Here is a 23,643-nt window from a genome sequence, read left to right on the forward strand (position 1 = left end):
CCCGCAAGGTATCTTGACGTCAAGAGACTTCACGTCGACACAACCACTACACTGATCGTCATGGAGGACGAGGTCGATCGGCTGGTCGCAGCATGGCGCCGGGAGCGCCCGGACCTCGACGTGGAACCGCTCGAGGTGCTCAGCCGGGTCAGCAGACTCGCCCGGCATCTGGACCGCGCACGCCGGCTGGCCTTCTCCGAGCACAGCCTGGAGCCCTGGGAGTTCGACGTGCTGACCGCGCTCAGGCGTGCGGGAACGCCGTATCAGCTCTCCCCGGGACAGCTGCTGACCCAGACCCTGGTCACCTCGGGCACGATGACGAACCGCATCGACCGCCTGGCCAAGAAGGGCCTGGTGGAGCGCCTGCCCGACCCCAGCGACCGGCGCGGCGTCCTCGTCCGGCTCACGGACGAGGGCCGCGATCGTGCCGACCAGGCGCTGGCCGGGCTCCTGGACCAGGAGCGCGCGATCCTGGCGGAGCTGTCGCGTGCGCAGCGGGGGGAACTGGCCGGGTTGCTGCGGCAGTTGACCGCGCCGTTCGACAACATCCCAGGCTAGCGTCGTCGGCCAGGTGGCACCGTCGTGGCTGGTCGCGCCCACGCGGCGGTAGCCGCAAATCAACACAGCCCCGCGCCCCTTTCGGGGCGTGCCGCTCAGCCGCGTCCATCAGGCGCTGCTGCTCTCCTCCGGCAATATCCGGCCCGCCGGCCCCAGATCCGCCGGACCGACCCCGGCCCGCCGCGCGAGCGCTACCGCCGCGAGGGTCGAGTGGACGCCGAGCTTCCCGAGGACGTTCTGCATGTGGGTGCGGACGGTGTGCGGGGAGAGATACAGGCGCTCGGCGACTGCCTTGCGCCCCAGTCCCGCCACCATGCACCGAAGCACCTCGCGCTCGCGCGGGGTCAGCGACTCGACCAGGCGCTCGCTCTCGGTGCGGTGCTTGCGGGCCGCCGTCAGCTCCCGCAGTACCCCGGTGAGCAGGGCCGGCGGCAGATGCGTCTCGTCGCGCAGCACCCCCCGGATGACGGTGAGCAGCCGGGACAGCGAGCAGTCCTTGGCCACCCACCCGGACGCCCCGGCCTGCAGCGCGAGCGCGGCCCGGCGCGGATCGTCCTTCTCGGCGAGGACGACGATCCGTACCGCGGGCTGCCCGGAGCGGACCCCGGCGACCAGCGAGATACCGTCCACGAGCCCGTCCTCGCCCACCTCCTGCACGGGCACGGCGGGCCGGACACCAGGCACGTTGCCACCCAGGTCGGCGTCGACGAGCAGGACGTCGAACCGGCGCCCCTCGGCGGCCGCGCGCTCCAGGCTGCGCAGCGCCGCCGGACCGCTGCCGGCCGCGGAGACGTCGACGTCGGGCTCGGCTGCCAGGGCGGCGGCGAGCGACTCGGCGAAGATGCGATGGTCGTCGACGACCAGCACTCGGATGCGAACCACGAAACCCCCTTCCCCAAGCTCTCGAAGAGCAGGGGATACCCCATCGTCGTGAGGACGACACCGGGAGACGAACACCGTCGCAGGCACGACGCCCGAAGCGCGGATGGCGCACGGCCGCCGCCGTGCAGAAACTGCTACCCCCACTTCGGGCGTCGTACCCGAACTGTCTCGCCCCCTGATCAGCTCCGGCCCCCACCGGTGCTGCTCATCAGAGTACGGGCGGGGCGCAGGAGCGGAAGGTAATTTGCAGAACTGGTTGTCCAGCGCGTTTATGGTGAGCCGCATGTTTCGTCTGGAGACAGAAGTCGACAAATCCCGGCAGGATCTGCTTCGCCGCCGGCTGCGGGACACCAACACCACGCTCTCCCCGGTCCTGCGCGCCCTGCGCGGAACCCCAGGTGAACGCGAACTTCCGCTCCAGGTATGGGCGTTGGACGACTACGGCGCCCTGGCCGGCGGTCTCGTCGGGCACACCTGGACCACCTGGCTCCATGTCACGTACCTCTGGGTCGACGGACGCCACCGCGGCAGCGGGCTCGGTTCGCAGTTGCTCGCACACGCGGAGGACATGGCCCGCTTCGAGCGGGGCTGCACCGCGGCGCGCGTGGAGACATGGGACTTCCAGGCGCCGGGGTTCTACCGGAAGCGGGGATATGAAGTGGTGTGCGTGATCCCGGACTATCCGCCGGGGATCACGGAGTACACGCTGACCAAACATCTGGGATCAAGCTGAGTCTCAGTGTCGTCTCAGACACCACCCCTACCCTGCGCCCCATGAGCATGCTGCGGAAGCTGAACTCGAAGATCGGCGCGACGACCGGATACCAGGTGCGCAAGGTGCCGGCCGCGCAGCCGGCGCCCGGGAATCTCAACGCCGTACCGAAGCCGCGCGGTCCCCGCCCGCAGCGGCCCGCGGCCGAGGCGGTGCCCGAGCCGGTGGATCCGGCCGTGGACCGGCTGCTGGAGCGGCCGGTGTTCATCCTGACGTCGGTGCGCTCCGGATCGACCCTGCTGCGGATGATGCTGGGCGCGCACTCCCGGCTGCACGCCTCGCACGAGCTGCATCTGACCGGCCTGGAGGTGTACTTCAAGACCCACAGCCCGACCGAGAAGTCCATGCGCGCCCTCGGGCTCGGCCACGAGGCGCTCGAAGCGCTGCTGTGGGACCGCACCCTGCACCGGGAGCTCGTGAAGTCCGGCAAGTCGTTCGTCGTGGAGAAGACCCCGGGCAACGCGTTCGCGTGGCGGCGCATCGCCGAGGCCTGGCCCGACGCCCGCTTCGTCTTCCTGCGCCGGCACCCGGCCGCGGTGGCCCGGTCGTGGCACGAGGCCGTCCCGGACCGCACCGCCGATGACGCGGCCGGCCGTGTGCTGGCGTACATGGAGGCCATGGAGGAGGCGTACGCCGAGGTCGGCGGGCACATCCTGCGCTACGAGGACCTCACCGCCGACCCCGCCGCCGAACTCCGCGGCATCTGCCGCTTCCTGGAGCTGGAGTACGAGCCCGGCATGCTCGACTACGGCAGCAGCCTGGAGGGCGCGGTGCTGGGCGGCGGCTTCGGCGACTGGAACGACAAGATCCGCTCCGGCCGGGTGCAGCCGGACCGGCCCGCGCCGGCGCCGGACGAGATCGCCGACGCGCTGCTGCCGATGTGCCGTGCGTGGGGGTATCTCTAGGACAGGCCCTCGCGCGTGCGCGTGGGGTACCCCCAGGCCCTCCGGGTCAGCTCACCCGTCGCGCCCCGGCCGCCGGCACCGCCTCGAACGTGCGCGGCGCCGCGAAGCCGGCGGCGGCGAAGGCCTCCTCGACCGCCTTGGTGAGGGTCTCCACGTCCGCCGCCTCGGCCAGCACGATCGCCGAGCCGCCGAAGCCGCCGCCCGTCATCCGGGCGCCCAGGGCGCCACTGGCCAGGGCGGTGTCCACGACCAGGTCCAGCTCCGGGCAGGAGATGCGGAAGTCGTCCCGCAGCGAGGCGTGCCCCGCCGTCAGGACCGGGCCGATCGCGCGCGTCCCGCCCGACTCCAGCAGGGCGACGACCTGCTCGACGCGCTGGTCCTCGGTGACGACGTGCCGCACCAGGCGGCGCACCTCCTCGTCGTCGCCGAGCCGGTCGAGGGCCGCGTCCAGGTCGTCGTAGGCGATGTCCCGCAGCGCGTCCACGCCCAGCAGTGCGGCGCCCTTCTCGCAGCCCGCGCGCCGCTTGCCGTACTCGCCCTCGCTGTGGGAGTGCTTGACCCGGGTGTCGACGACCAGCAGCCGCAGCCCCAAGGCGGCCAGGTCGAAGGGGATCTGCTTCTGGGAGAGGTCGCGTGTGTCGAGGAACAGCGCGTGGCCGGCCTCGCAGCAGGCGGACGCCGTCTGGTCCATGATCCCGACCGGGGCGCCGACGTACACGTTCTCCGCGCGCTGGCACAGGCGGGCCAGCTGCCAGCCCTTCTGCCCCAGGTCGTGCAGGTCGTTCAGGGCGAGTGCGACCACGACCTCCAGCGCCGCCGACGACGACAGGCCCGCGCCCGCCGGGACAGTCGAGGCCAGGTGGATGTCGGCGCCGGTCACCGCGTGGCCGGCCTGGCGCAGCGCCCAGACCACACCCGACGGGTACGCCGTCCAGTCGCGGTCGGACTCGGGCTCCAGCGCGTCGACGCGCAGCTCCACGACGCCGCCCTCGACGTCCGCCGAGTGCAGCCGCAGGACGCCGTCGTCGCGCCGGGAGACCGCCGCGATCGCGGTGTGCGGCAGGGCGAACGGCATGACGAAGCCGTCGTTGTAGTCGGTGTGCTCGCCGATCAGGTTGACCCGGCCCGGCGCCGCCCACACCCCCTCCGGCTCGGTCCCGTACAGCTCCCTGAACCGCTCGGCGACCGTGGCTGCCGTGTCGACGCTCATCCCCTGCCCCTGACCTTCCGTGCTGAACCGGCCCTGTCGGCCGGTGAGTTGACCGGCCGAACAGCCGTAGAACTTAGCCTGCCCGCCGCTGCGCGAACTCCCACGCGTCCGCGACGATGCCCGCGAGGTCCGCGCGGGACGGGTTCCAGCCGAGCCGCTCGCGGGCGGTGTCGGCGGAGGCGACCAGGACCGCCGGGTCGCCGCCCCGGCGCGGGGCCGTGACCTCGGGGATCGGGTGCCCGGTGACCTGGCGGACGGTCTCGATGACCTGGCGGACGGAGAAGCCGTTGCCGTTGCCGAGGTTGCAGATGAGGTGCTCGCCCGGCTTGGCCGCCTTCAGCGCCAGCAGGTGGGCGTCGGCCAGGTCGGCGACGTGGATGTAGTCGCGCACGCAGGTGCCGTCCGGCGTCGGGTAGTCGTCGCCGAAGACGGAGATCGCCTCGCGCCGGCCCTGGGCGACCTGGAGGACGAGCGGGATCAGGTGTGACTCGGGGTCGTGGCGCTCGCCGCAGTCACCGTAGGCGCCCGCGACGTTGAAGTACCTGAGCGAGACGGCACCGAGGCCATGGGCCGCCGCCTCGCCGGTGATCATGTGGTCGACGGCGAGCTTGGAGGCGCCGTAGGGGTTCGTGGGCCGGGTGGGCGCCGACTCGACGATCGGGACCTCGGCCGGCTCGCCGTAGGTGGCGGCCGTGGAGGAGAAGACCAGCTTGCGCACGCCGGCCTCGCGCATGGCGCCGAGCAGCGCCATGGTGCCGCCGACGTTGTTGTCCCAGTACTTCTCCGGCTTCACGACCGACTCGCCGACCTGCGAGAACGCGGCGAAGTGCAGAACCGCGTCGAAGGAGGAGTCCAGCCACTTGGCGGCGTCGCGGATGTCGCCCTCGATGAAGGACGCCCCGGACGGCACCCCCTCTCGGAAGCCAGTGCTGAGGTTGTCGAGTACGACGACCTCCTCCCCCGCCTCGATCAGGTGCTGCGCGACCACGCTGCCCACGTAACCCGCGCCACCGGTGACCAGAAACTTCCCACTCATCTACTCGCTACCTCTCGCAGTCGCTCGGCCGCGTGCTCCGGCGGCACGTCGTTGATGAACACACTCATGCCGGACTCGGAACCCGCGAGGAACTTCAGCTTGCCGGAAGTGCGGCGGATGGTGAAAAGCTCGAGGTGAAGCGCGAAATCCTCACGCACCACGCCCTCGAAGTCCTCCAGCTGCCCGAACGGCGCCTGATGCCAGGCGGCGATGTACGGCGTCGGAGGCTCACCTTCCCCGAAGATCCGGTCGAAGCGCCTCAAGAGTTCCAGATAAACCTTGGGGAACTCTGAGCGCGCCTCTTCGTCGAGGGCGAGCAGATCGGGCACTCGGCGCTTCGGGTACAGGTGGACCTCGTACGGCCAGTGCGCGGCGTACGGCACGAAGGCCAGCCAGTGTTCACTCTCCAGGACGACCCGTCGGCCGGCGAGTTCACGCTGCAGGACCGTGTCGAAGAGGTTCTCCCCGCCGGTGGCGTCCTTGTGCGCGGCGACGGAGCGCAGCATCAGGGCGGTGCGCGGGGTGGTGAAGGGGTAGGCGTAGATCTGCCCGTGCGGGTGGCCGAGGGTGACACCGATCTCGGCGCCGCGGTTCTCGAAGCAGAACACCTGCTCGACGCAGGGCAGTGAGGACAGCTCGGACGTGCGGTCCGTCCACGCGTCCAGGACCAGCCGGGCCTGCTCCTCGGTCAGGCGGGCGAAGGACGCGTGGTGGTCGGAGGTGAAGCAGACGACCTCGCAGCGCCCGGAGTCGCCGGCGAGCGAGGGGAAGCGGTTCTCGAAGACGACGACGTCGTAGGACGAGTCCGGGATCTCGCTCAGCCGGTCGCCCTGCGAGGGGCACAGCGGGCACTGGTCGGCCGGCGGGTGATACGTACGACCCTGCCGGTGCGAGGCGATGGCGACCTGGTCGCCGAGCAGCACGTCGCGGCGGACCTCGGACGACGTGACGGTCCGCTCCAGGGGGCGGCGGTCGACCGCGTCCCGCACCTTGTCGTCACGCAGGTCGTAGTAGATGAGCTCACGACCGTCGGCCAATCGGGTCGAGGTCTTCTTCACGCCGGACTCCATTCGAGCCACTCATGTTCATCAAACAGAACTAAACACAGAGAAACACAACTCACCACCTCAGTCAACATCACAATCAAACAAAGAGCATCAACGGACGTGTTCAATTACTGAACACGTGGGCGTAGGTTCCGCTCTGTATCGGTTCGCCCAACGAAGCGAGTACGCATGCAAACCCCCACAGAATCCCCCACCTACCTCGCCGCCGAGCTACGGCTCCCCACGAACTGGCTCGACTACACGCTGCTCGGTATCTACTTCGTCGTCGTACTGGGAATCGGCTTCGCGGCCCGCCGCTCGGTGAAGACCACCCTCGACTTCTTCCTCTCCGGACGCTCCCTGCCCGCCTGGGTCACCGGCCTGGCGTTCATCTCCGCCAACCTCGCCGCCACCGAGATCCTCGGCATGGCCGCCAACAGTGCCCAGTACGGTGCCTACACCGTCCACTGGTACTGGATCGGCGCCATCCCGGCCATGGTCTTTCTGGGCCTTGTGATGATGCCCTTCTACTACGGCAGCAAGGTCCGCTCGGTCCCGGAATTCCTGCTCCTGCGCTTCGACAAAGGGGCACATCTGCTCAGTTCGATCCTGTTCGCCTTCGCCGCGATCCTGATCGCCGGGGTGAACCTGTACGCCCTGGCGATCGTCGTCGAGGCCCTGCTGGGCTGGCCGCAGTGGGTGGCCATCGTGGTCGCCGGCTTCTTCGTCCTCGCGTACATCACCCTCGGCGGCCTGTCCTCCGCGATCTACAACGAGGTCCTGCAGTTCTTCGTGATCCTGGCCGCGCTGATCCCGATCACCGTGCTGGCGCTGAAGAAGGTGGGCGGCTGGGACGGCCTGAGCGACAAGCTGACCCGGACCCACGGCGACGACTTCGTCACCGCCTGGGGCGGCACGGGCATCGGCGAGGCGAACCCGCTCGGCGCGAACTGGCTGACGATCGTCCTCGGCCTCGGCTTCGTGCTGTCCTTCGGCTACTGGACGACGAACTTCGCGGAGGTCCAGCGGGCGCTGTCCGCGAAGAATCTCTCGGCGGCCCAGCGCACCCCGCTGATCGCGGCGTTCCCCAAGATCTTCATCGTGTTCCTGGTGATGATCCCGGGGCTCGCGGCCGCCGCCCTGGTCCCCGGCTTCGGCACGCAGGAGTCGGGATACCAGTACAACGACGCCATCCCGTATCTGATGGAGGGACTGCTGCCCAACGGCGTGCTGGGGATCGCGGTGACCGGTCTGCTGGCCGCCTTCATGGCGGGCATGGCGGCGAACGTGTCGTCCTTCAACACGGTGTTCACCACCGACATCTGGGCGAAGTACGTGGTGACGGACCGCGAGGACTCCTACTACGTGCGCTTCGGGCGCCTGATCACGGCGGTCGGTGTGCTGGCGTCGATCGGCACGGCGTTCCTGGCCTCGTCGTTCTCGAACATCATGAGCTACCTCCAGACCCTGTTCTCCTTCTTCAACGTGCCGATGTTCGTGGTCTTCATCGTCGGCATGTTCTGGAAGCGGGCGTCGAGGAAGTCGGGCTTCTGGGGGCTGCTGGCCGGTACGGCGACCGCGATGATCAACTACTTCGTCCTCTACAAGCAGGACATCATCTCGATCCCCTCCGACCAGGGCGCCAACTTCGTCTCCGCGATCGCCGGGTTCGTGGCCGGTGCGGTCGTCATGTTCGCTGTCTCCCTCTTCACGGCTCCCAAGCCGGCGGAGGAACTCCAGGGGCTGGTGTACGGCACCCGGTCCCCGGGCATGGCCGAGCCGCCCGCCGAGGGGGACGACGCGTGGTATCGCAAGCCGGCGCTGCTGGGCTGGGGTGCGGTGGTGCTGGCTGCCGCCTGCTACATCCCGTTCTCGTTCTGACTTCGGAGGATTGACAGACCATGACCGACAACTCCGAACACTCCGAGCATTCCGGGTACTCCGAGCAGGACGTCCAGCGTGAGGTCAGTGCGCTTGAGGAGAAGTCCGCCACGGCTGCCCGTCTCTTCGACATCCGGCGCATCATCGGCGGACTCTTCGTGGTCTACGGCGTGATCGTCACGATCGCGGGGCTGACGGACGACCAGGCCGCGATCGACAAGGCCGAGGGCGTCAACATCAACCTCTGGACCGGGCTGGGGATGCTGCTGCTCGGCATCTTCTTCCTGGTCTGGCTGAAGCTGCGGCCTACGGCTCCGGCGCCGCCGGCGGTGGAGGGCGAGAGCGAGGGCGAGCGCGGGGAGTGACGGTGGTGGGGGCGGGCGATCGGTGTCTCGCCCCCACCGGACGGGCTGAATTTGGCGTGGCCCCCTACCCGGGCCCCGCCACCCCACCCTCCGCCGACGACGACTGCGGCACCGGTCCCGCGCGGTCCAGCAAGCCCGTGCGTGCTGCCAGTGCCGCTGCCTCCAGGCGGGAGCCGACGCCCAGTTTCATCAGGACTCGCTGGACGTGGGTGCGGGCCGTGGAGGGGGCGATGCCCATGCCGGCGGCGATCAGGCGGGTGTCCTCACCGTCGGCCACCCGGACCAGGACCTCTACCTCCCGGGGGGTCAGCATCTGGAGCAGGCGCTGGCCCTCGTCGTCCGGTTGGGCGGCGGGGTTGAGCAACTCGCTGAACGCGCCCTGGAGCAGTTGTGGCGCCACCGCCGCCTCGCCCGCCCGCGCCTTCATGATCGCCCGCTCCACGCCCTCTATGCGTTCGTCGTGCCGGACATAGCCGGAGGCCCCCGCCGCGAACGCCGCCGCTATGCCGCGCGGGCTCGGCACGGGGCCGAGGACGAGCACCGCCACCTGCGGGCGCTCCCTCTTGATCTTCACCACCGGGTCGAACATCCCCGGCTCCGCGGGCGTCGCCGTCCCCAGCAGGCACACCTCGGGCGCCCGCGTGATCACCAGCTCCGCCGCCCCCGCGGCGGGCGCCGCCGCGGCCAGCACCCGGTGCCCCCTGAGCTTCAGTGCCGAGGCCAGCGCCTCGGCGAGCAATCGGTGGTCGTCGACCACCATGAGCCGAACTCCCATCGAGCAACCCCCCAGTCCCCCCAATGGATCCCCATCAATACCCAGGACCGGTCGTGCCGGTCCGGACGCCCCACTATGGATGCCCACTGGTACGCGCGGACAGAAGCCCCCTCCCGGCTCCCCCGCCCTTCATGCCCCCGGAAGCTACACGCTTGTTCGACGTTGCGCTCCCCCTACCGGCGAGAAGTGCCCCGGAACGGCGGATTTTCTGGCTTTCCGTGCATTCGAGGGCGATGAGGCAGTACGCGGACGGCCCCGCCCCTGAGCAGGGGCGGGGCCGTGTGCGCGACCGGAGGCGGCGACCGTCAGCCGGTCGCGCCGAACCCGATCACATGGGACTTGCGGGTGTCCGAACTCCCCAGCTCGCTGGCGAACTTCGCGGACATGTACAGCCGCCCCTGCGCGTAGAGGATCTCGGAGTACTCCGGCGACATCCGCATCTCCACGTCCCGCACCGCGCGCGTGGACGGGTTCTCCAGCAGCTTCGTCTCCTTGAAGCTGCCGCCGTCGATGCTGACGATCTGCCCGCCCTTGTCGTACGGGGGACGCTTGTAGGCGATCACGTTGCCGCCGTCCATGCGCAGCGGGGTGATCGTGTACCGGTCGCCGGCATCCGCGCGCTGACCGGTCTGCTTGCCGGTGGCCAGGTCGAAGGCGACGATCTCGTTGGTCTGGCCGTACTCGCCGCCGCCGGAGTGCTGCTCGGTCTCCACGTAGAGCCGGTCGTTGCCCACCACGACGCCCGTGCACGCCTCGATCGTGGTGACGCCGGAGCAGCGGGCCCCGTACTGATCGCCCGGCACGGAGATGCGGATGCGCAGCTTGCCCGTCTTGTTGTCGATCGAGAAGGCGTCCGTGATGCCGATGGCGTCCTCGGACTGCCCGGCCTCGGCGGCCACGACCAGGGGGTCGGTGGAGATCACGCTGGCGTACTCGACGCCCTCGGCCATCTTGTACTCGGAGATCACCTTCCCGGTCTTCGGGTCGATGGTCTGGATGTTCAGCTGGGGCTGGTCGTAGGAGCCGCACTTGCGGACCGCGACCATCTTGGGGCCGCCCGCGTATCCGAGGTCGTAGCAGTTGTCGTTGGCCTTCGGGACCCACAGCGGTTTGCCGGACTCGATGTCGAAGGCGGCGCCGCCACTGGTGCCGCCGGCCGCGACCGTGCCCCCGCTGACGGTGATGTTGTCGTAGCGGATCACGCCGTCCTCGTTCTGGGCGGTCTTCGTCCAGAGCTTCTTGCCGGCGTCGAGGTCGATCGCGGCGACCTGGGTGCAGCCGTGCGAGGGCTTGTCCTTGGTCGGCATCGCGGGCTCGAAGGCGACGGCCGTGATGCCGTCTTCGTTGATGTGCTTGGCGGCCTGGCAGACCGGGCCGGGCAGCTTGACCGACCACAGCTTGGAGCCCTTGTCGGGGTCGTAGCCGACGATCTCCGCGACGCCGCTCTTGACGTACGCCTTGTCGGTCAGCCAGGAGCCGGACACGACGATGCTGGTGTCGTCGTCGACATCCGGCGACGGCACCTGGAAGAGGACCTGGGCGCCGGTGTTGCCGGGCACCTTCTCCGTGCCGTCGGGGGCGTCGAAACCGCCGCCTCCCGCGTCGTCGCCCCCGCCGCCGGTGCCGCCGCTGGAGCTGGCGGTGTCGTCCTTGCCGCCCTTGTCACCGGACTTCGCGTACCAGACGCCACCGCCGATGATCAGGGCGATCACCACGATGGACGCCGCCACGATGACGGCCAGCTGCGAGCTGGACCGCCCCCCGCCTGCGGGCTGTCCCGGCTGGGGGTGCACCGGCACGGTCGGCTGCTGGTAGCCGTAGCCGGGCGGCTGCGTGTACGGGTTCTGGGGCTGGCCGTAGGGGTTCTGCGGCTGGCCGTACTGAGCGGGCTGCTGGGCGGGGTAGCCGTAGCCGGGCGGAGTGGGCGGCTGGGGGGCTCCCGGAGGGGCCTGCGGGGGCTGCGGGTTCTGCGGGGCCTGGGGGGCCTGGGGGTAGCCGTACCCGGGTTGCGGTTGGCCGGCGGCCGGCGGCTGCGCTGGTGGCTGCTGCGGCGGCTGGGGCGGGCCGAAGCCCCCGCCCTGCGGGGGCTGGTTGGGCGGCGGAGGCGGCGGCTGGGTCATGGCGTGGGTACCTCAGGGGAGGGGGACGACGGGCGCGGCGGACACGAGCGGGACGACGGCGAGGGGCGGAAGGGGCGCACGCCTCACTTGCCGAAGGCGAGCATCAGCTTCTCCTTGGCTTCGTCCTGGCCGCTCAGCCGGGTGCTGGAGAGGTAGAAGCGGCCGTCGGCCCAGTCGTAGGCCTTGGAGAAGAAGCCGTTCTCGATGTCCGCGGCGCTCGCCGGGTTCTGGAGCACCTTCGCCGGCTGGTGGCTGCTGCCGGTGACCGGGATCGACACGACCTGGCCGCCCGCGTCGTACGACGCCTGGACGTAGGCGATGAGCTTGCCGTCCTCGACCTTGATCGGCAGCATCGTCTCCTCGGCCGGGGACTTCACGCGCCACTTCTCCTTGCCGTTGCCGAGGTCGATCGCGACGATCTCGTTGGCCCGGGCGGTCGCCTTGGTCGGCATGTAGAGCGTGTCGGCGTCGGCGACGACACCGGAGCAGCCCTGAAGGTCACGCTGGAGGATGGCCCAGCCGCACTCGGCGCCGATGTCGAGGTCGGCATCGACCTGCGAGCGGATCTTGCCGGCCGAGTCGAACGTGGAGATGTTCCACGCCTTCTTGTCCTCGTTGGTGCCGTAGACGACCAGCGGGTCGAGGGAGAAGACGCGCGCGACCCGCCAGCCCTTGTCGAAGCGCATGGTCCACTTCGCCTTGCCGGTCGCCGGGTCGAGCTCCTGCACCTCGTCGTGCTCGTCGCTGCTGGAGGCGGCGCAGGACGCGACGGCGATGATCTTGTCGCCGCCCGCGAACGCGTCGGGGAAGCACTTGTCGCCGAACCGCGTCTTGTCCCACATCTTCGTGCCGCTGTCGACGTCGTACGCGGTGCCCGACTGCGAGCGGCCCACCAGCAGCGTCTTGCCGGTGATGGACAGTTCGACGTCGAGGGTGCTGTCGAAGAGCTGGCCGTCGGCGACGCTGCCCTTCCAGCCCTTGTCGCCGGTGTTGAGGTCGACCTGCTGGAGCTGGTTGCACTTGGCGCGGTCGCTGCTGCCGCTCATGTACGCGACGACGATCTTGTCGCTGGTGGACTTCTGCGGGGTGACCGCACAGATCTTCTCCGGGAAGGCGATCGGGTCCCAGGCGTCCTCGCCGTCGGCCACCTTGAAGCCGAAGAGCTGCTTGTAGGCCGCCTTCACCGCGGTCTTCTCGGTGATCCACATGCCGGGCGCGTCGGCGCCGGACTTGGGCGCGTCGGGTGCCGGCTTGTACCAGAGCACCTTCGACTCGCCCGCCTGGCGGCCGTCGTTGAGGTTCTCCGGGTCGTCGCCGCCCTCGCCGCTGTCGCCGGAGTCGGTCGGGGAGTCGGAGCCCTTGGGGTCGTCGGTCTGCTGGGCGACGGGCTCGTCCTTCTTGTCGTCGCCGCTGGTCACCGCGTACACGGTGCCGCCGATGACGAGCAGCGCCGCGACGGCGGCACCGATGGCGAGGGCGGGCTTGCCCTTGAAGGGGTTGCGCGAGCCGCCGGGCGGTGTGCCGGGGGCGCCCGGGTACTGCGGCTGGGGCGGGTAGCCGTAACCCGGGGCGGGCTGCTGGCCGTAGGGGTCGGGCTGCTGCGGATAGCCGTACGGCCCCGGCTGCTGCGGGGGCTGGGCGTACGGGCCGGACTGGTACGGGCCCGGCTGGGCGGGCTGGCCCGGCTGCTGCGGGTAGCCGTAGCCGGGCTGCGGCGCGCCGGACGGCGGGGCCTGCGGGGGCGGCGGCGTCTGCGGCGGGCCCTGCGGCGGCGGGGGTGTCTGGGGGGCGCCCTGCGGCGGGGGCGGAGGCTGCGGCGCACCCTGCGGCGGCTGGCCCTGCTGCGGGGGTTGTGCCCCGAAGCCGCCCTGCCGTGGGTCCTGCGGTGCGCCGAAGCCGCCCTGCGGCGGTTGGTTGGGCGGCTGGCTCATGAGCGGTTCCCCCTTGAGACCGGTGTGGTGCCACGTTCGGTGCCGTCGCGTTCTTGCCACACCAGCTTTTCTCAGACTGTTCTCAGGCGGACCTTTCTATCACCCGCCACCGACAGCGCACCGAGCCGTCTCCTCCCCTGTTCCCAAGGGAGAACCGCCCTGTGATGCCGCCGTTATGCGCCTTCACGCCCCCTTCACACGGCGCAAGGAGACGCCCGCAAGGGGCGCGGGGAACTGCGCGACCAGCCACCACGGCGCCGCACCCGACAGCCAACACGAGCCCGGCACTTCCGTAGTCGCGCCCCTCCCCCGGCGGAGCCCTACGCGTCCTCGGCGAGTTCAAGCCAGTGCAGCTCCAACTCGTCGCGCTGACCGGCCAGATCGCGCAGCTCCGCGTCGAGTTCGGCGACCTTCGCGAAGTCGGTGGCGTGCTCGGCGATCTGCGCGTGCAGCTTGGTCTCCCGCTCGGAGAGCTTGTCGAGCTGCCGCTCGATCTTCTGCAACTCCTTCTTGGCGGCGCGCAGATCGGCCGCGCTCCGCTCCGGTACGGCCTTCTCGGCGGCCGGGGTGGAGGCCGCGGCGGCGACCTGGGCCTCCATGCGGTGGCGGCGCTCCAGGTACTCGTCGATACCGCGCGGCAGCATCCGCAAGGTGGCGTCGCCGAGCAGGGCGAACACGCGGTCCGTGGTGCGCTCGACGAAGAACCGGTCGTGGGAGATGACGATCATCGAACCCGGCCAGCCGTCGAGGAGGTCCTCCAGCTGGGTGAGGGTCTCGATGTCGAGGTCGTTGGTGGGCTCGTCGAGGAAGAGGACGTTGGGCTCGTCCATGAGCAGGCGCAGGAGTTGGAGCCTGCGGCGCTCACCACCGGACAGGTCGCCGACCGGCGTCCACTGCTTCTCCTTGCTGAAGCCGAACGTCTCGCACAGCTGCCCGGCGGTCATCTCCCGGCCCTTGCCCAGGTCGACGCGCTCGCGCACCTGCGACACGGCTTCCAGGACACGCAGGGCGGGGTTCAGCTCGGCGACTTCCTGGGACAGATAGGCGAGTTTGACGGTTCTTCCGACCGCGATCCGCCCGCCGGCCGGCTGCTCCTCGCCCTCGGTCCGCGCGGCCTGCGCCATCGCGCGCAGGAGCGAGGTCTTGCCCGCCCCGTTGACACCGACGAGACCGATCCGGTCGCCCGGCCCGAGCTGCCAGGTCACATGCTTGAGCAGCACCTTGGGGCCCGCCTGGACGGTGACGTCCTCCAGGTCGAACACCGTCTTGCCGAGCCGGGACGAGGCGAACTTCATCAGCTCACTGGTGTCCCGGGGCGGCGGCACGTCCGCGATCAGCTCGTTGGCGGCCTCGACCCTGAAGCGCGGCTTGGACGTCCGCGCGGGCGCGCCGCGCCGCAGCCAGGCCAGCTCCTTGCGGACCAGGTTCTGCCGCTTGACCTCCTCGGTGGCGGCGATGCGCTCGCGCTCGGCGCGGGCGAAGACGTAGTCGGAATAGCCGCCCTCGTACTCGTGGACGGCGCCGCGCTGGACATCCCACATGCGGGTGCAGACCTGGTCGAGGAACCAGCGGTCGTGGGTGACGCACACGAGCGCCGAGCGCCGCTCCCGCAGGTGCTGGGCGAGCCAGGAGATGCCCTCGACGTCGAGGTGGTTGGTGGGCTCGTCGAGGACGATCAGGTCCTGTTCCTCGATGAGCAGCTTGGCGAGCGCGATCCGGCGCCGCTCGCCGCCGGAGAGCGGGCCGATGACGGTGTCGAGGCCCTGCGGGAAGCCGGGCAGGTCGAGGCCGCCGAAGAGTCCCGTGAGCACGTCCCGGATCTTGGCGTTGCCGGCCCACTCGTGGTCGGCCATGTCCCGGATGACCTCGTGCCGGACGGTGGCCTCGGAGTCGAGCGAGTCGTGCTGGGTGAGCACGCCGAGCCGCAGCCCGCCGGAGTGCGTGACCCGGCCCGTGTCGGCCTCCTCCGCCTTGGCCAGCATCCGGATCAGGGTCGTCTTCCCGTCGCCGTTGCGCCCGACGACGCCGATGCGGTCGCCCTCGGAGACGCCGAGCGACACACCGTCGAGCAGGGCACGGGTGCCGTACACCTTGCTGACGTTCTCGACATTGACCAGGTTGACGGCCATTTCTCTCCTGCCCAGGGGGACGATCGACCCTCCAGGGTAGTCGCGCGCACCGACAGCCCCGCACCCAAGTCCAGGCCCTACCCGGACGTAGGGATTCCCCTCATTGACGTGAACTCTTCAAAAGCGTCACCGTATGCGCACAGGACAGGCCACCCCCCACCGCCCCGTCCGTGCACGTCTCCCGAGAAGGGGTCCCACCCCCATGTCGTCGTTCGTGCAGCACTCCCCCACGCCCCGCCGCAGACGCGGCGCCCTGACCGCTCTCGCCGCCGCCCTCCTGCTGGGCGGCGCCGCGGCCGCCCCCGCCGTCGCCGCGGCCCCCGCCGAGGGCGTCGTCCAGGGCGCCGACGCCCCCGGCGCCATCAAGGACAGCTACATCGTCGTCCTCAAGGACAACGCCGGATTCCGCGCCGCCTCCACCAAGGGCAGGGCGCTCGCCACCCGCTACGGCGCCGAGGTCGAGCGCACCTACAAGAAGGCCCTCAACGGCTACGCCACCGAGATGAGCGAGACCGAGGCCAAGCGGCTCGCCGCCGACCCGGCCGTCGAGCGGGTCGTCCAGAACAAGACGGTCCACGTCGAGGCCACCCAGACCGGCCCGACCTGGGGCCTGGACCGCATCGACCAGGCGGATCTGCCGCTGGACTCGTCGTACACCTACCCGGACAGCGCCGGCAGCGGCGTGACGGCGTACATCATCGACACCGGAGTCCGCATCACCCACAGCCAGTTCGGCGGCCGGGCCTCCTACGGCTACGACGCGGTCGACGGCGACTCCACCGCGCAGGACGGCAACGGCCACGGCACGCACGTGGCCGGTACGGTCGCGGGATCGACGTACGGCGTCGCCAAGAACGCGGACGTCGTCGCCGTGCGCGTCCTCGACGACGACGGCTCCGGCACGACCGACGGCGTGGTCGCGGGCATCGACTGGGTGACCGAGAACGCGCAGTTCCCGGCGGTCGCCAACATGTCGCTGGGCGGCGACGCCGACTCGGTGCTCGACGAGGCGGTCGAGAACTCCATCGCGGCCGGCATCACCTACGCGGTCGCGGCCGGCAACGACAACACCAACGCCTCCACCAACTCTCCGGCCCGCGTCTCGGCGGCGCTCACCGTGGGCGCCTCGACCAGCGCCGACGCCCGCTCCTCGTTCTCCAACTACGGCTCCGTACTGGACCTGTTCGCGCCGGGATCCAGCATCACGTCGGCGTCCAACGCCTCCGACTCGGGCACCGCGACCTACTCCGGTACGTCGATGGCGTCCCCGCACGTCGCCGGTGCGGCGGCCGTCCACCTCGGCGAGAACCCGGGCGCCTCGCCCTCCGCGGTCGCCTCGGCCCTGACCTCGGCGGCCTCCTCCGGCACGCTCACCGGTGTCGGCACCGGCAGTCCCAACCTGCTGCTCCAGGTCACCCCGGCCGGTGACGGGGACGGCGGCGGCGACACCGCCTTCGAGTCGACGACCGATGTCTCGATTCCCGACGCCGGGTCGGCCGTCTACTCGCCGGTCGCCGTCAGCGGCCTCACCGGCAGCGCGCCCAGCGACCTCTCGGTGTACGTCAACATCGTCCATACCTACCGCGGCGACCTGGTGATCGACCTGGTCGCGCCGGACGGCTCGACGTACCGCCTCAAGAGCAGCAGTTCCTCCGACTCCACGGACAACGTCGACGCGACGTACACGGTGGACGCTTCCAGCGAGACAACCGTCAACGGCACCTGGCAGCTGAAGGTCCAGGACGTCTACAGCGCGGACACCGGCTACATCAACAGCTGGAAGCTGACCTTCTGAGCGACATGAGGGTCTGAGACACGCGAGCGCCCCGGGGATCCCCTGCCGTCCCCGGGGCGCATCGGCGTGCGCGGCGTCAGCGCCGGGCGGCCGCCGCGCGGACCTCGGCCAGGAGGTCGTACATGACCTGGCCGGGGCACTCGGTGTCGAAGTAGTCGCGGTGCCCGCCGACCGTGTTGGTGTCCTTCTTGGTGCCGTTCACCGGGTTGGTGTACGTCACCCGCGCCTCGGGGTCGAGGCCCTTGAACCGGGATATGACCTTGATCAGCCGGACCAGGGAGGCCTTCGCCGCGTCCGTGGGGGCCTGCTGGTCGAGGTTGCCGATCAGGGCGATGCCGAGGGCGCCGGAGTTGTAGCCGACGGAGTGGAAGGCGGTGACGAGGTCGCCGGCCGGATTGAAGGCCGGGATGCCGTCGTCGCCGGAGTAGCGGCCCTCGTAGACGTTGCCCGCCTCGTCGATGAGGAAGTGGTAGCCGATGTCGCCCCAGTCATTGGTGATCGCGTGCATCTCGTACATCGCGCGCACCGTCGCGGCCGGGTCGGGATCGTTGTTCGGCGTCGCGGTGTGGTGGACCGTGATGACCTGCAACGGGTAATACGTCTCCGGCGAGTTGATCGTGCCGTCCGGCTTGAACCGCTTGGACTCGTCGGCGCCCCACGCCGGGCGGGACAGGTAGCGGACGCCGCGCACGCGCGTGGGCTCGCTCGGCACGCGGTAGGTGCGGTCCGGGCCGTCGGTGGTGTCGATCGCCAGGGAGCGCACACCGTCGATGTCGCTCGGGGCCTTCACCTCGTACGCGGTGGCGTTGCCGGCCGCGACCAGGGCCGATCCGCCGTCCTCGACGGCCGTGCAACCGCTCGTCAGGGTCTGCCAGTCGCCGTGTCCGAGCCGGATGGCGGCGCCGTCCTTCGCGCCGGACCAGCGCACCCCGACATAGGAGGCGGCGAAGGCGGTGGTGGCCTCGCCGGTGCCGGTGGCGGCCTCGGTGCGGGTGGCCGGGAACTTCTCGGGCGTCGTACCCGAATCGCCGGATGCGGAGGCGGAGTTGTCCGGCTCGTCGGAGTCGGTGGCGGCGAACACCATCGGCGTGAGGGCGGCTCCGGCGGCCACCGCCCCGCCCGAGGCGATCATGCCGCGACGGGACAGGGAGCGCTTTCTACGGTGGGACTGCTGGGCGGGTGTGGGGGATTCGGACACAGGAGTGTCCCCTTCCAGAAGTGCACTTGACGGTAGGCCGGGCCCACACGTGGCCCGACAGTTGAAAAGTCAAGCGACCCTAACCGCCTCAACTGCCCCGTGTGTACTGCGATCGCAGTACATCCGTGTGGAGATCGGGCGAAGAACGCCTACTAGCGAGTACAGCGTCAGGCTGAGGCGGACCGCACGACCGTGGCGCCCTGCGCGGGCCCGGACGCCGTGCGCACCGCGCGGCAAGTGCCGGACGTCCGCAGGGTGTCGGCCACCTTCACGGCCGACTCCGGGTCGCGGGCGAGGAACGCCGTGGTCGGACCCGAGCCGGAGACCAGCGCCGTCAGCGCGCCCGCCGCGAGACCGGCGGCGAGGGTGTCGGCGAGCTCCGGGAACAGAGAGAGGGCGGCGGGCTGGAGGTCGTTGGAGACGGCGGCGGCGAGCGCGTCCGGGTCGCCCTTGGCGAGGGCGTCCAGCAGCGGCTGGGAGGCGACGGGCTCGGGGATGTCGGTGCCCTCGCCGAGCCGGTCGAACTCACGGAAGACGGCGGGCGTCGACAGCCCGCGCTCGGCCATCGCGAACACCCACGGGAAGGTGCCGCCCACGTCGAGCGGGCGCAGCTTCTCGCCCCGCCCGGTGCCCAGGGCCGCGCCGCCGACCAGGCTGAACGGCACGTCGCTGCCCAACTCGGCGCAGATGTCGAGGAGTTCCTCGCGGGAGGCGTTCGTGCCCCACAACGCGTCGCAGGCCAGCAGCGCGCCCGCGCCGTCCGCGCTGCCGCCCGCCATGCCGCCGGCGACCGGGATGTCCTTGGCGATGTGCAGGTGCACGTCGGGGGCGAGGCCGTACCGCGCGGCCAGCGCCTCGGCCGCGCGGGCGGCGAGGTTCGTACGGTCCAGGGGGACCTGGTCGGCGTCGGTGCCGGCGCAGGTGACCCGCAGGCCGTCGGGCGAGGGGGTCACGGTGACCTCGTCGTACAGGCCGACGGCGAGGAAGACGTTCGCCAGGTCATGGAACCCGTCCGGACGGGCGGCGCCGACCGCGAGCTGGACGTTGACCTTGGCCGGGACACGTACGGTGACGCTCGCGCTCACTTACTCGGACTCCTTGTGCTGCTTGTTCTCGGCGATGGCCGCGAACTCCTCGACCGTCAGGGCCTCTCCGCGTGCCTGGGGGGAGACGCCGGCCGCGACCAGGGCGGCCTCGGCGGCGGCGGCCGAACCGGCCCAGCCGGCGAGGGCGGCGCGCAGCGTCTTGCGGCGCTGGGCGAAGGCGGCGTCGATGACGGCGAAGACCTCGCGCCGGGAGGCGGTGGTCTTCAGCGGCTCGGTGCGGCGGGTCAGGGACACCAGGCCGCTGTCGACGTTCGGCGCGGGCCAGAAGACGTTGCGGCCGATGGCGCCGGCCCGCTTGACCTCGGCGTACCAGTTGGCCTTCACCGACGGGACGCCGTAGACCTTCGAGCCGGGCGGGGCGGCGAGGCGGTCGGCCACCTCCGACTGGACCATGACGAGGGTGCGTTCGATGCTCGGGAAGGTTTCGAGCATGTGGAGCAGGACCGGCACGGCCACGTTGTAGGGGAGGTTCGCGACCAGCGCGGTCGGCGGCGGGCCGGGCAGCTCGGCGACGTGCATCGCGTCGGTGTGCACCAGCGCGAAACGGTCGGCGCGCTGCGGCATACGGGCCGCGATGGTCGCGGGCAGCGCGGCGGCCAGGACGTCGTCGATCTCCACGGCGATGACGCGGTCGGCCACCTCCAGCAGGCCGAGGGTGAGGGAGCCCAGTCCCGGGCCGACCTCGACGACCACGTCGTCGGGGCGTACCTCCGCGGTGCGGACGATACGGCGGACGGTGTTGGCGTCGATCACGAAGTTCTGGCCACGCTGCTTGGTGGGGCGCACGCCGAGGGCGCTCGCCAGCTCACGGACGTCGGCGGGGCCCAGAAGGGCGTCGGAGGTGGGGCTGCTCACCCGACAAGGGTACGGGTCGCCGCAGACCCGGCCCGCCGCGCGGAGCGGCGCTCACCCGTGCAGGCGCGCCCCGCAGTGCGGCCAGGGACTCGCCCCCTGGCGCACATACAGCTTCTTCGCGCGCATCGTCTGTTCCTCCGCCGACGCCTCCTGCGGCCGCCCCTTCCCGCCGAGGCCGTGCCAGGTCTGGGTGTCGAACTGGTACAGCCCGCCGTACGTCCCCGACGAGTCCACCGCGTTCGCCTGGCCGCCGGACTCGCACGCCGCCAGCCCCTCCCAGTTCAGCTGGCCGGCACCGCTGACGGACGTCGGCAGGGCCTTCGTGCCCACCTTCACCACCTGCGTCTGCGGCTCGCGCACCACCTCGGTCCTGATCCGGCGCGGCTTCTGCCGGACGCCGTTGACCGTGCGCAGCGTGTACGTCATCCGCCGAAGCCCCGCCTGGCCGGGCCGCTCGACGACCTCCGTGCCCTTGAAGACCGAGGGATCGTCGATCCGCTCCACCGCGTAGGGAATCGCCTCGTCCCGGATCTCCTTGCGGCCGGTGATCCGCAGCACGGTGACCGTCTGCCCGTCGCGCGGGAAGCTCTCCAGCGGGACCGAGGTGGTGTCCTGCCCGCGCAGGGTGATCCCGGCCTGCTCCACGACCTCGCTCACGCTCGCGGCGTTCGTCCTGATCGTGCGCGCGCGGCCGTCCGCCATCACCGTCACCGCCCGCTCGGTGCGCACATCCAGCGCGAGCCCCTCACGCCCGATCCGCCGGGAGCGCGACGTCGACAGATACGCGCCCTCCGCACGCACCCCGAGCTGACTGAGCGCCGCCTCCACCGTGCGCGCCGTCGTCCACACCTCGCGCCGCTGGCCGTCGAGGGTGAGCCGCACAGGGCGCCCGTAGTGCACCGCGACCTCGTCACCGTTGGAGAGCCCCTCGCCGGAAGCGGGCGCGACGACATCGTGCGCCCCCACGTCGACGCCCTCCTCGGTGAGCAGTTCGCTGACGTCGTCGGCGAAGGTGTGCAGGCTGCGCGGCTTGCCGCCGTCGAGGCTCAGCTCGACCGCCTTGTCCTTGGCGACGAAGGCGCTCGTTCCGCCCGCGAGGAACGCTACGACCAGCGCCTGCGGGACCAGTCGGCGCATGGTCCCGTCACCCCGCTCGGCCGCCCGCGCCCTGCGCCGGTGCGCGGCCCGCCGGCCACTCCTGGGGCGCACGACGGGAGCGTGCGCCGTATCGGAGATCTCGTACGCGGGCCGGTAGGTGTCCTCGTAGGAGGCGTACGACTCGTACGAGGCGTGCCTCTCGTATCCGGATCCGTAACTGTCCGTAGGCGTCGCGTAGGGCCCCGACACCCCGTACCCCAGCGTCTGCGCGCTGTGCGGGTCGAAGTCGCCGTACCCCGGGGGCTCATGGGTCAGGCTCGGGCCGTACGTCTCGAACTGCGCGTTGCTCACGACGACACGCTCCACCGGAGGGGTCCGTTTCGGGCCCCCAGAACCTAGCGGAGGGGTCGTCACTCGCCAAAGCGACGCGACTACACACAGTGGTGAGCCACTCGGCGTAAAGACGTGCGAGCGTCGCCCGGCGTTATCCGTCAGTAACCGAAGGCGTGTGCCGTGTTCGTCCCGAGGGCCGCCGCCAGCGCGTCCTCGCCGATGCCCCGTACGGCCGCCATGGCGCGCACCGTGATCGGAATGAGATACGGAGCGTTGGGCCGTCCGCGGTACGGCGCCGGCGTGAGGAAGGGCGCGTCCGTCTCCACCAGGAGCAGCTCCAGCGGGGCCACGGCCACCGAGTCCCGCAGATTCTGGGCGTTCTTGAAGGTGACGTTGCCGGCGAAGGACATGAAGTATCCGGCGCGGGCGCACACTTGCGCCATCTCCGCGTCGCCGGAGTAGCAGTGGAAGACGGTCCGCTCGGGCGCGCCCTCCTCCTTCAGCACCCGCAGCACATCCGCGTGGGCGTCGCGGTCGTGGATGACGAGGGCCTTGCCGTGCCGCTTGGCGATCTCGATGTGGGCGCGGAACGACGCCTCCTGCGCCTCCTTGCCCTCGGGCCCGGTGCGGAAGTAGTCGAGGCCGGTCTCGCCGACGCCCTTGACCTGCGGGAGTGCGGCCAGCCGGTCGATCTCCGCGAGCGCCTCGTCGAGCGCCCGCGTACCACCCGGCTCACGCGCTCCCTGCCGGGACCAGCCGTCGGGGTCGCCGTGCACGATGCGCGGCGCCTCGTTCGGGTGCAGGGCGACGGTCGCGTGCACGGCGTCGTACTGCGCCGCCGTCTCGGCCGCCCACCGCGAGCCGCGTACGTCGCAGCCCACCTGCACGACCGTCGTCACGCCCACCGAGGCCGCCTTGGCCAGCCCCTCCTCCACGGTGCCCGACTGCATGTCGAGATGGGTGTGCGAGTCGGCGACCGGCACCCGGAGCGGTTCCGGGAGGGGCGGGGCTGCGTGCTTGTCGGCGGCGTTCGAAGGCATGCCCCGATCCTACGAAAGGGGCATGCCCGGCCGGACGGCCGCTCGGCTCAGCTCGCCTTGCGGTGGAAGACGTGCAGGAGATCGGACAGATGCCAGTGGTGGTGCGGCTCGGCGGGCGCGGACTGCGCGTCCGGCTCGGCCTGCGTCTCGGGCCCCGCCTTCGGCCGGGTGGGGAGCGGGGCGGGGCGGTGCAGGGAGTTCTGCACGGAGGACACCTGCCCGGCGCGCATGATCCGTACGATGTGCCCGTCGCAGTTCTGGCACGCGGGACGGCTGAGCGGGGACGGTACGACCTGGCCGTTCGCCACGTACATCACGAACTCACGGCCGTCGCCGTCTATGTGGTGCTCTATCTCGTACGACTGCTCCCAGCCGTGCCCGCAGCGCATGCAGGCGAACGAATACGACTCGTGGACGACGGCGGTCGCGGCGCTGCGAAGGCCCGAGGTCTGCTGTGCGATCTCACTCATGCCAGCTCCTGTGGTCCGCTGGGTGGGACGGGTCGCGTCCCACAACCCAGTGGACTCCTCCGCAGGAGTGAACGCACGGGATCTGTCCAGTGTTGGCGCCGACTTGGACGTTCCTTGCCGAAAGGCCCGGGTCCCTTT

The 23,643-nt window shown here is 70.9% G+C and carries 20 protein-coding genes; 6 read left to right on the forward strand and 14 right to left on the reverse strand.

From position 1 onward, the window contains the following. The first annotated feature begins 60 nt into the window (after positions 1-60). Positions 61-558, forward strand: a complete 498-nt coding sequence (tamR, locus tag OG254_RS20425; protein WP_059196100.1) for a MarR family transcriptional regulator TamR — start codon at positions 61-63, stop codon at positions 556-558. Positions 559-666: 108 nt separating this feature from the next. On the opposite strand, the gene OG254_RS20430 is transcribed toward tamR, so the two are convergent. After that, positions 667-1,440: a LuxR C-terminal-related transcriptional regulator gene (locus OG254_RS20430; RefSeq protein WP_405583702.1), complete on the reverse strand. Its 774-nt coding sequence runs from the start codon at positions 1,438-1,440 to the stop codon at positions 667-669. A gap of 271 nt (positions 1,441-1,711) precedes the next feature. On the opposite strand from OG254_RS20430, the gene OG254_RS20435 reads away from it, so the two are divergent. Then, a complete protein-coding gene (locus OG254_RS20435; protein ID WP_405595099.1) occupies positions 1,712-2,173 on the forward strand; it encodes a GNAT family N-acetyltransferase in 462 nt (153 codons plus the stop codon). Between the two features lie 41 nt (positions 2,174-2,214). Continuing rightward, complete coding sequence (locus tag OG254_RS20440) at positions 2,215-3,117, forward strand: sulfotransferase family protein (protein ID WP_405583704.1); 903 nt, start codon at positions 2,215-2,217, stop codon at positions 3,115-3,117. A gap of 46 nt (positions 3,118-3,163) precedes the next feature. Here the strand turns inward: OG254_RS20440 and galK are convergent, their stop codons facing one another. The 3 genes from galK to galT all read right to left on the reverse strand — a co-directional run bounded on the left by galK (position 3,164) and on the right by galT (position 6,421). Further along, complete coding sequence (gene galK, locus OG254_RS20445) at positions 3,164-4,327, reverse strand: galactokinase (RefSeq protein WP_405583706.1); 1,164 nt, start codon at positions 4,325-4,327, stop codon at positions 3,164-3,166. Positions 4,328-4,400: 73 nt separating this feature from the next. After that, positions 4,401-5,363 (reverse strand): UDP-glucose 4-epimerase GalE, encoded by a 963-nt coding sequence (galE, locus tag OG254_RS20450; RefSeq protein WP_147999745.1) that lies wholly within the window; start codon positions 5,361-5,363, stop codon positions 4,401-4,403. Further along, the gene (gene galT, locus OG254_RS20455; RefSeq protein WP_405583709.1) at positions 5,360-6,421 is read right to left on the reverse strand and encodes a galactose-1-phosphate uridylyltransferase; all 1,062 of its coding nucleotides are present in this window, start codon (positions 6,419-6,421) and stop codon (positions 5,360-5,362) included. Before galT ends, galE begins: the two co-directional genes overlap by 4 nt. 177 nt (positions 6,422-6,598) lie before the next feature. Between galT and OG254_RS20460 the strand changes: the two genes are divergently transcribed. Both OG254_RS20460 and OG254_RS20465 read left to right on the forward strand, forming a co-directional pair. Then, the gene (locus tag OG254_RS20460) at positions 6,599-8,290 is read left to right on the forward strand and encodes a sodium:solute symporter family protein (RefSeq protein WP_405583711.1); all 1,692 of its coding nucleotides are present in this window, start codon (positions 6,599-6,601) and stop codon (positions 8,288-8,290) included. A 20-nt stretch (positions 8,291-8,310) separates the two neighbouring features. Then, positions 8,311-8,655: a hypothetical protein gene (locus OG254_RS20465; RefSeq protein WP_405583713.1), complete on the forward strand. Its 345-nt coding sequence runs from the start codon at positions 8,311-8,313 to the stop codon at positions 8,653-8,655. A 64-nt stretch (positions 8,656-8,719) separates the two neighbouring features. On the opposite strand, the gene OG254_RS20470 is transcribed toward OG254_RS20465, so the two are convergent. The 4 genes from OG254_RS20470 to OG254_RS20485 all read right to left on the reverse strand — a co-directional run bounded on the left by OG254_RS20470 (position 8,720) and on the right by OG254_RS20485 (position 15,610). After that, a complete protein-coding gene (locus OG254_RS20470; protein ID WP_147999749.1) occupies positions 8,720-9,430 on the reverse strand; it encodes a response regulator transcription factor in 711 nt (236 codons plus the stop codon). A 305-nt stretch (positions 9,431-9,735) separates the two neighbouring features. Further along, positions 9,736-11,550: a PQQ-binding-like beta-propeller repeat protein gene (locus tag OG254_RS20475; protein ID WP_405583715.1), complete on the reverse strand. Its 1,815-nt coding sequence runs from the start codon at positions 11,548-11,550 to the stop codon at positions 9,736-9,738. An 83-nt stretch (positions 11,551-11,633) separates the two neighbouring features. After that, positions 11,634-13,481, reverse strand: a complete 1,848-nt coding sequence (locus tag OG254_RS20480; protein ID WP_405583717.1) for a hypothetical protein — start codon at positions 13,479-13,481, stop codon at positions 11,634-11,636. Positions 13,482-13,801: 320 nt separating this feature from the next. Then, complete coding sequence (locus OG254_RS20485) at positions 13,802-15,610, reverse strand: ABC-F family ATP-binding cassette domain-containing protein (protein WP_405583719.1); 1,809 nt, start codon at positions 15,608-15,610, stop codon at positions 13,802-13,804. Positions 15,611-15,812: 202 nt separating this feature from the next. Between OG254_RS20485 and OG254_RS20490 the strand changes: the two genes are divergently transcribed. Next, positions 15,813-17,405, forward strand: a complete 1,593-nt coding sequence (locus OG254_RS20490) for a S8 family peptidase (RefSeq protein WP_405583721.1) — start codon at positions 15,813-15,815, stop codon at positions 17,403-17,405. Between the two features lie 76 nt (positions 17,406-17,481). Here OG254_RS20490 and OG254_RS20495 read toward each other — a convergent pair whose 3' ends face one another. The 6 genes from OG254_RS20495 to OG254_RS20520 form a co-directional block, all read right to left on the reverse strand. Further along, positions 17,482-18,603 (reverse strand): peptidoglycan recognition family protein, encoded by a 1,122-nt coding sequence (locus OG254_RS20495; protein WP_405583723.1) that lies wholly within the window; start codon positions 18,601-18,603, stop codon positions 17,482-17,484. Between the two features lie 167 nt (positions 18,604-18,770). Then, on the reverse strand, positions 18,771-19,688 hold the full coding sequence (locus tag OG254_RS20500; protein WP_405583725.1) for a 4-(cytidine 5'-diphospho)-2-C-methyl-D-erythritol kinase: 918 nt from the start codon (positions 19,686-19,688) through the stop codon (positions 18,771-18,773). Next, positions 19,689-20,564, reverse strand: coding sequence for a 16S rRNA (adenine(1518)-N(6)/adenine(1519)-N(6))-dimethyltransferase RsmA (rsmA, locus tag OG254_RS20505; protein WP_405583727.1), 876 nt, complete (start codon positions 20,562-20,564; stop codon positions 19,689-19,691). A gap of 51 nt (positions 20,565-20,615) precedes the next feature. Beyond that, entirely contained in the window at positions 20,616-22,013 is a 1,398-nt protein-coding gene (locus OG254_RS20510; RefSeq protein WP_405583729.1) for a ubiquitin-like domain-containing protein, read from the reverse strand. Positions 22,014-22,153: 140 nt separating this feature from the next. After that, entirely contained in the window at positions 22,154-23,035 is an 882-nt protein-coding gene (locus OG254_RS20515) for a TatD family hydrolase (protein ID WP_405583731.1), read from the reverse strand. Positions 23,036-23,082: 47 nt separating this feature from the next. Further along, complete coding sequence (locus OG254_RS20520) at positions 23,083-23,505, reverse strand: hypothetical protein (protein WP_405583733.1); 423 nt, start codon at positions 23,503-23,505, stop codon at positions 23,083-23,085. Positions 23,506-23,643: the final 138 nt, after the last annotated feature.

It is taken from the genome of Streptomyces sp. NBC_01092 (assembly GCF_045039535.1).
GTDB lineage: Bacteria > Actinomycetota > Actinomycetes > Streptomycetales > Streptomycetaceae > Streptomyces.

Excerpts from the sequence above, each read along its gene's own strand:
- galK (WP_405583706.1), bottom strand. The coding sequence starts at position 4,327 with ATGAGCGTCGACACGGCAGCCACGGTCGCCGAGCGGTTCAGGGAGCTG.
- OG254_RS20440 (WP_405583704.1), top strand. The coding sequence starts at position 2,215 with ATGAGCATGCTGCGGAAGCTGAACTCGAAGATCGGCGCGACGACCGGA.
- tamR (WP_059196100.1), top strand. The coding sequence starts at position 61 with ATGGAGGACGAGGTCGATCGGCTGGTCGCAGCATGGCGCCGGGAGCGC.
- OG254_RS20485 (WP_405583719.1), bottom strand. The coding sequence starts at position 15,610 with ATGGCCGTCAACCTGGTCAATGTCGAGAACGTCAGCAAGGTGTACGGC.
- OG254_RS20470 (WP_147999749.1), bottom strand. The coding sequence starts at position 9,430 with ATGGGAGTTCGGCTCATGGTGGTCGACGACCACCGATTGCTCGCCGAG.
- OG254_RS20475 (WP_405583715.1), bottom strand. The coding sequence starts at position 11,550 with ATGACCCAGCCGCCGCCTCCGCCGCCCAACCAGCCCCCGCAGGGCGGG.
- OG254_RS20460 (WP_405583711.1), top strand. The coding sequence starts at position 6,599 with ATGCAAACCCCCACAGAATCCCCCACCTACCTCGCCGCCGAGCTACGG.
- OG254_RS20520 (WP_405583733.1), bottom strand. The coding sequence starts at position 23,505 with ATGAGTGAGATCGCACAGCAGACCTCGGGCCTTCGCAGCGCCGCGACC.
- OG254_RS20490 (WP_405583721.1), top strand. The coding sequence starts at position 15,813 with ATGTCGTCGTTCGTGCAGCACTCCCCCACGCCCCGCCGCAGACGCGGC.
- OG254_RS20435 (WP_405595099.1), top strand. The coding sequence starts at position 1,712 with ATGGTGAGCCGCATGTTTCGTCTGGAGACAGAAGTCGACAAATCCCGG.
- OG254_RS20465 (WP_405583713.1), top strand. The coding sequence starts at position 8,311 with ATGACCGACAACTCCGAACACTCCGAGCATTCCGGGTACTCCGAGCAG.
- OG254_RS20480 (WP_405583717.1), bottom strand. The coding sequence starts at position 13,481 with ATGAGCCAGCCGCCCAACCAACCGCCGCAGGGCGGCTTCGGCGCACCG.
- galE (WP_147999745.1), bottom strand. The coding sequence starts at position 5,363 with ATGAGTGGGAAGTTTCTGGTCACCGGTGGCGCGGGTTACGTGGGCAGC.
- OG254_RS20515 (WP_405583731.1), bottom strand. The coding sequence starts at position 23,035 with ATGCCTTCGAACGCCGCCGACAAGCACGCAGCCCCGCCCCTCCCGGAA.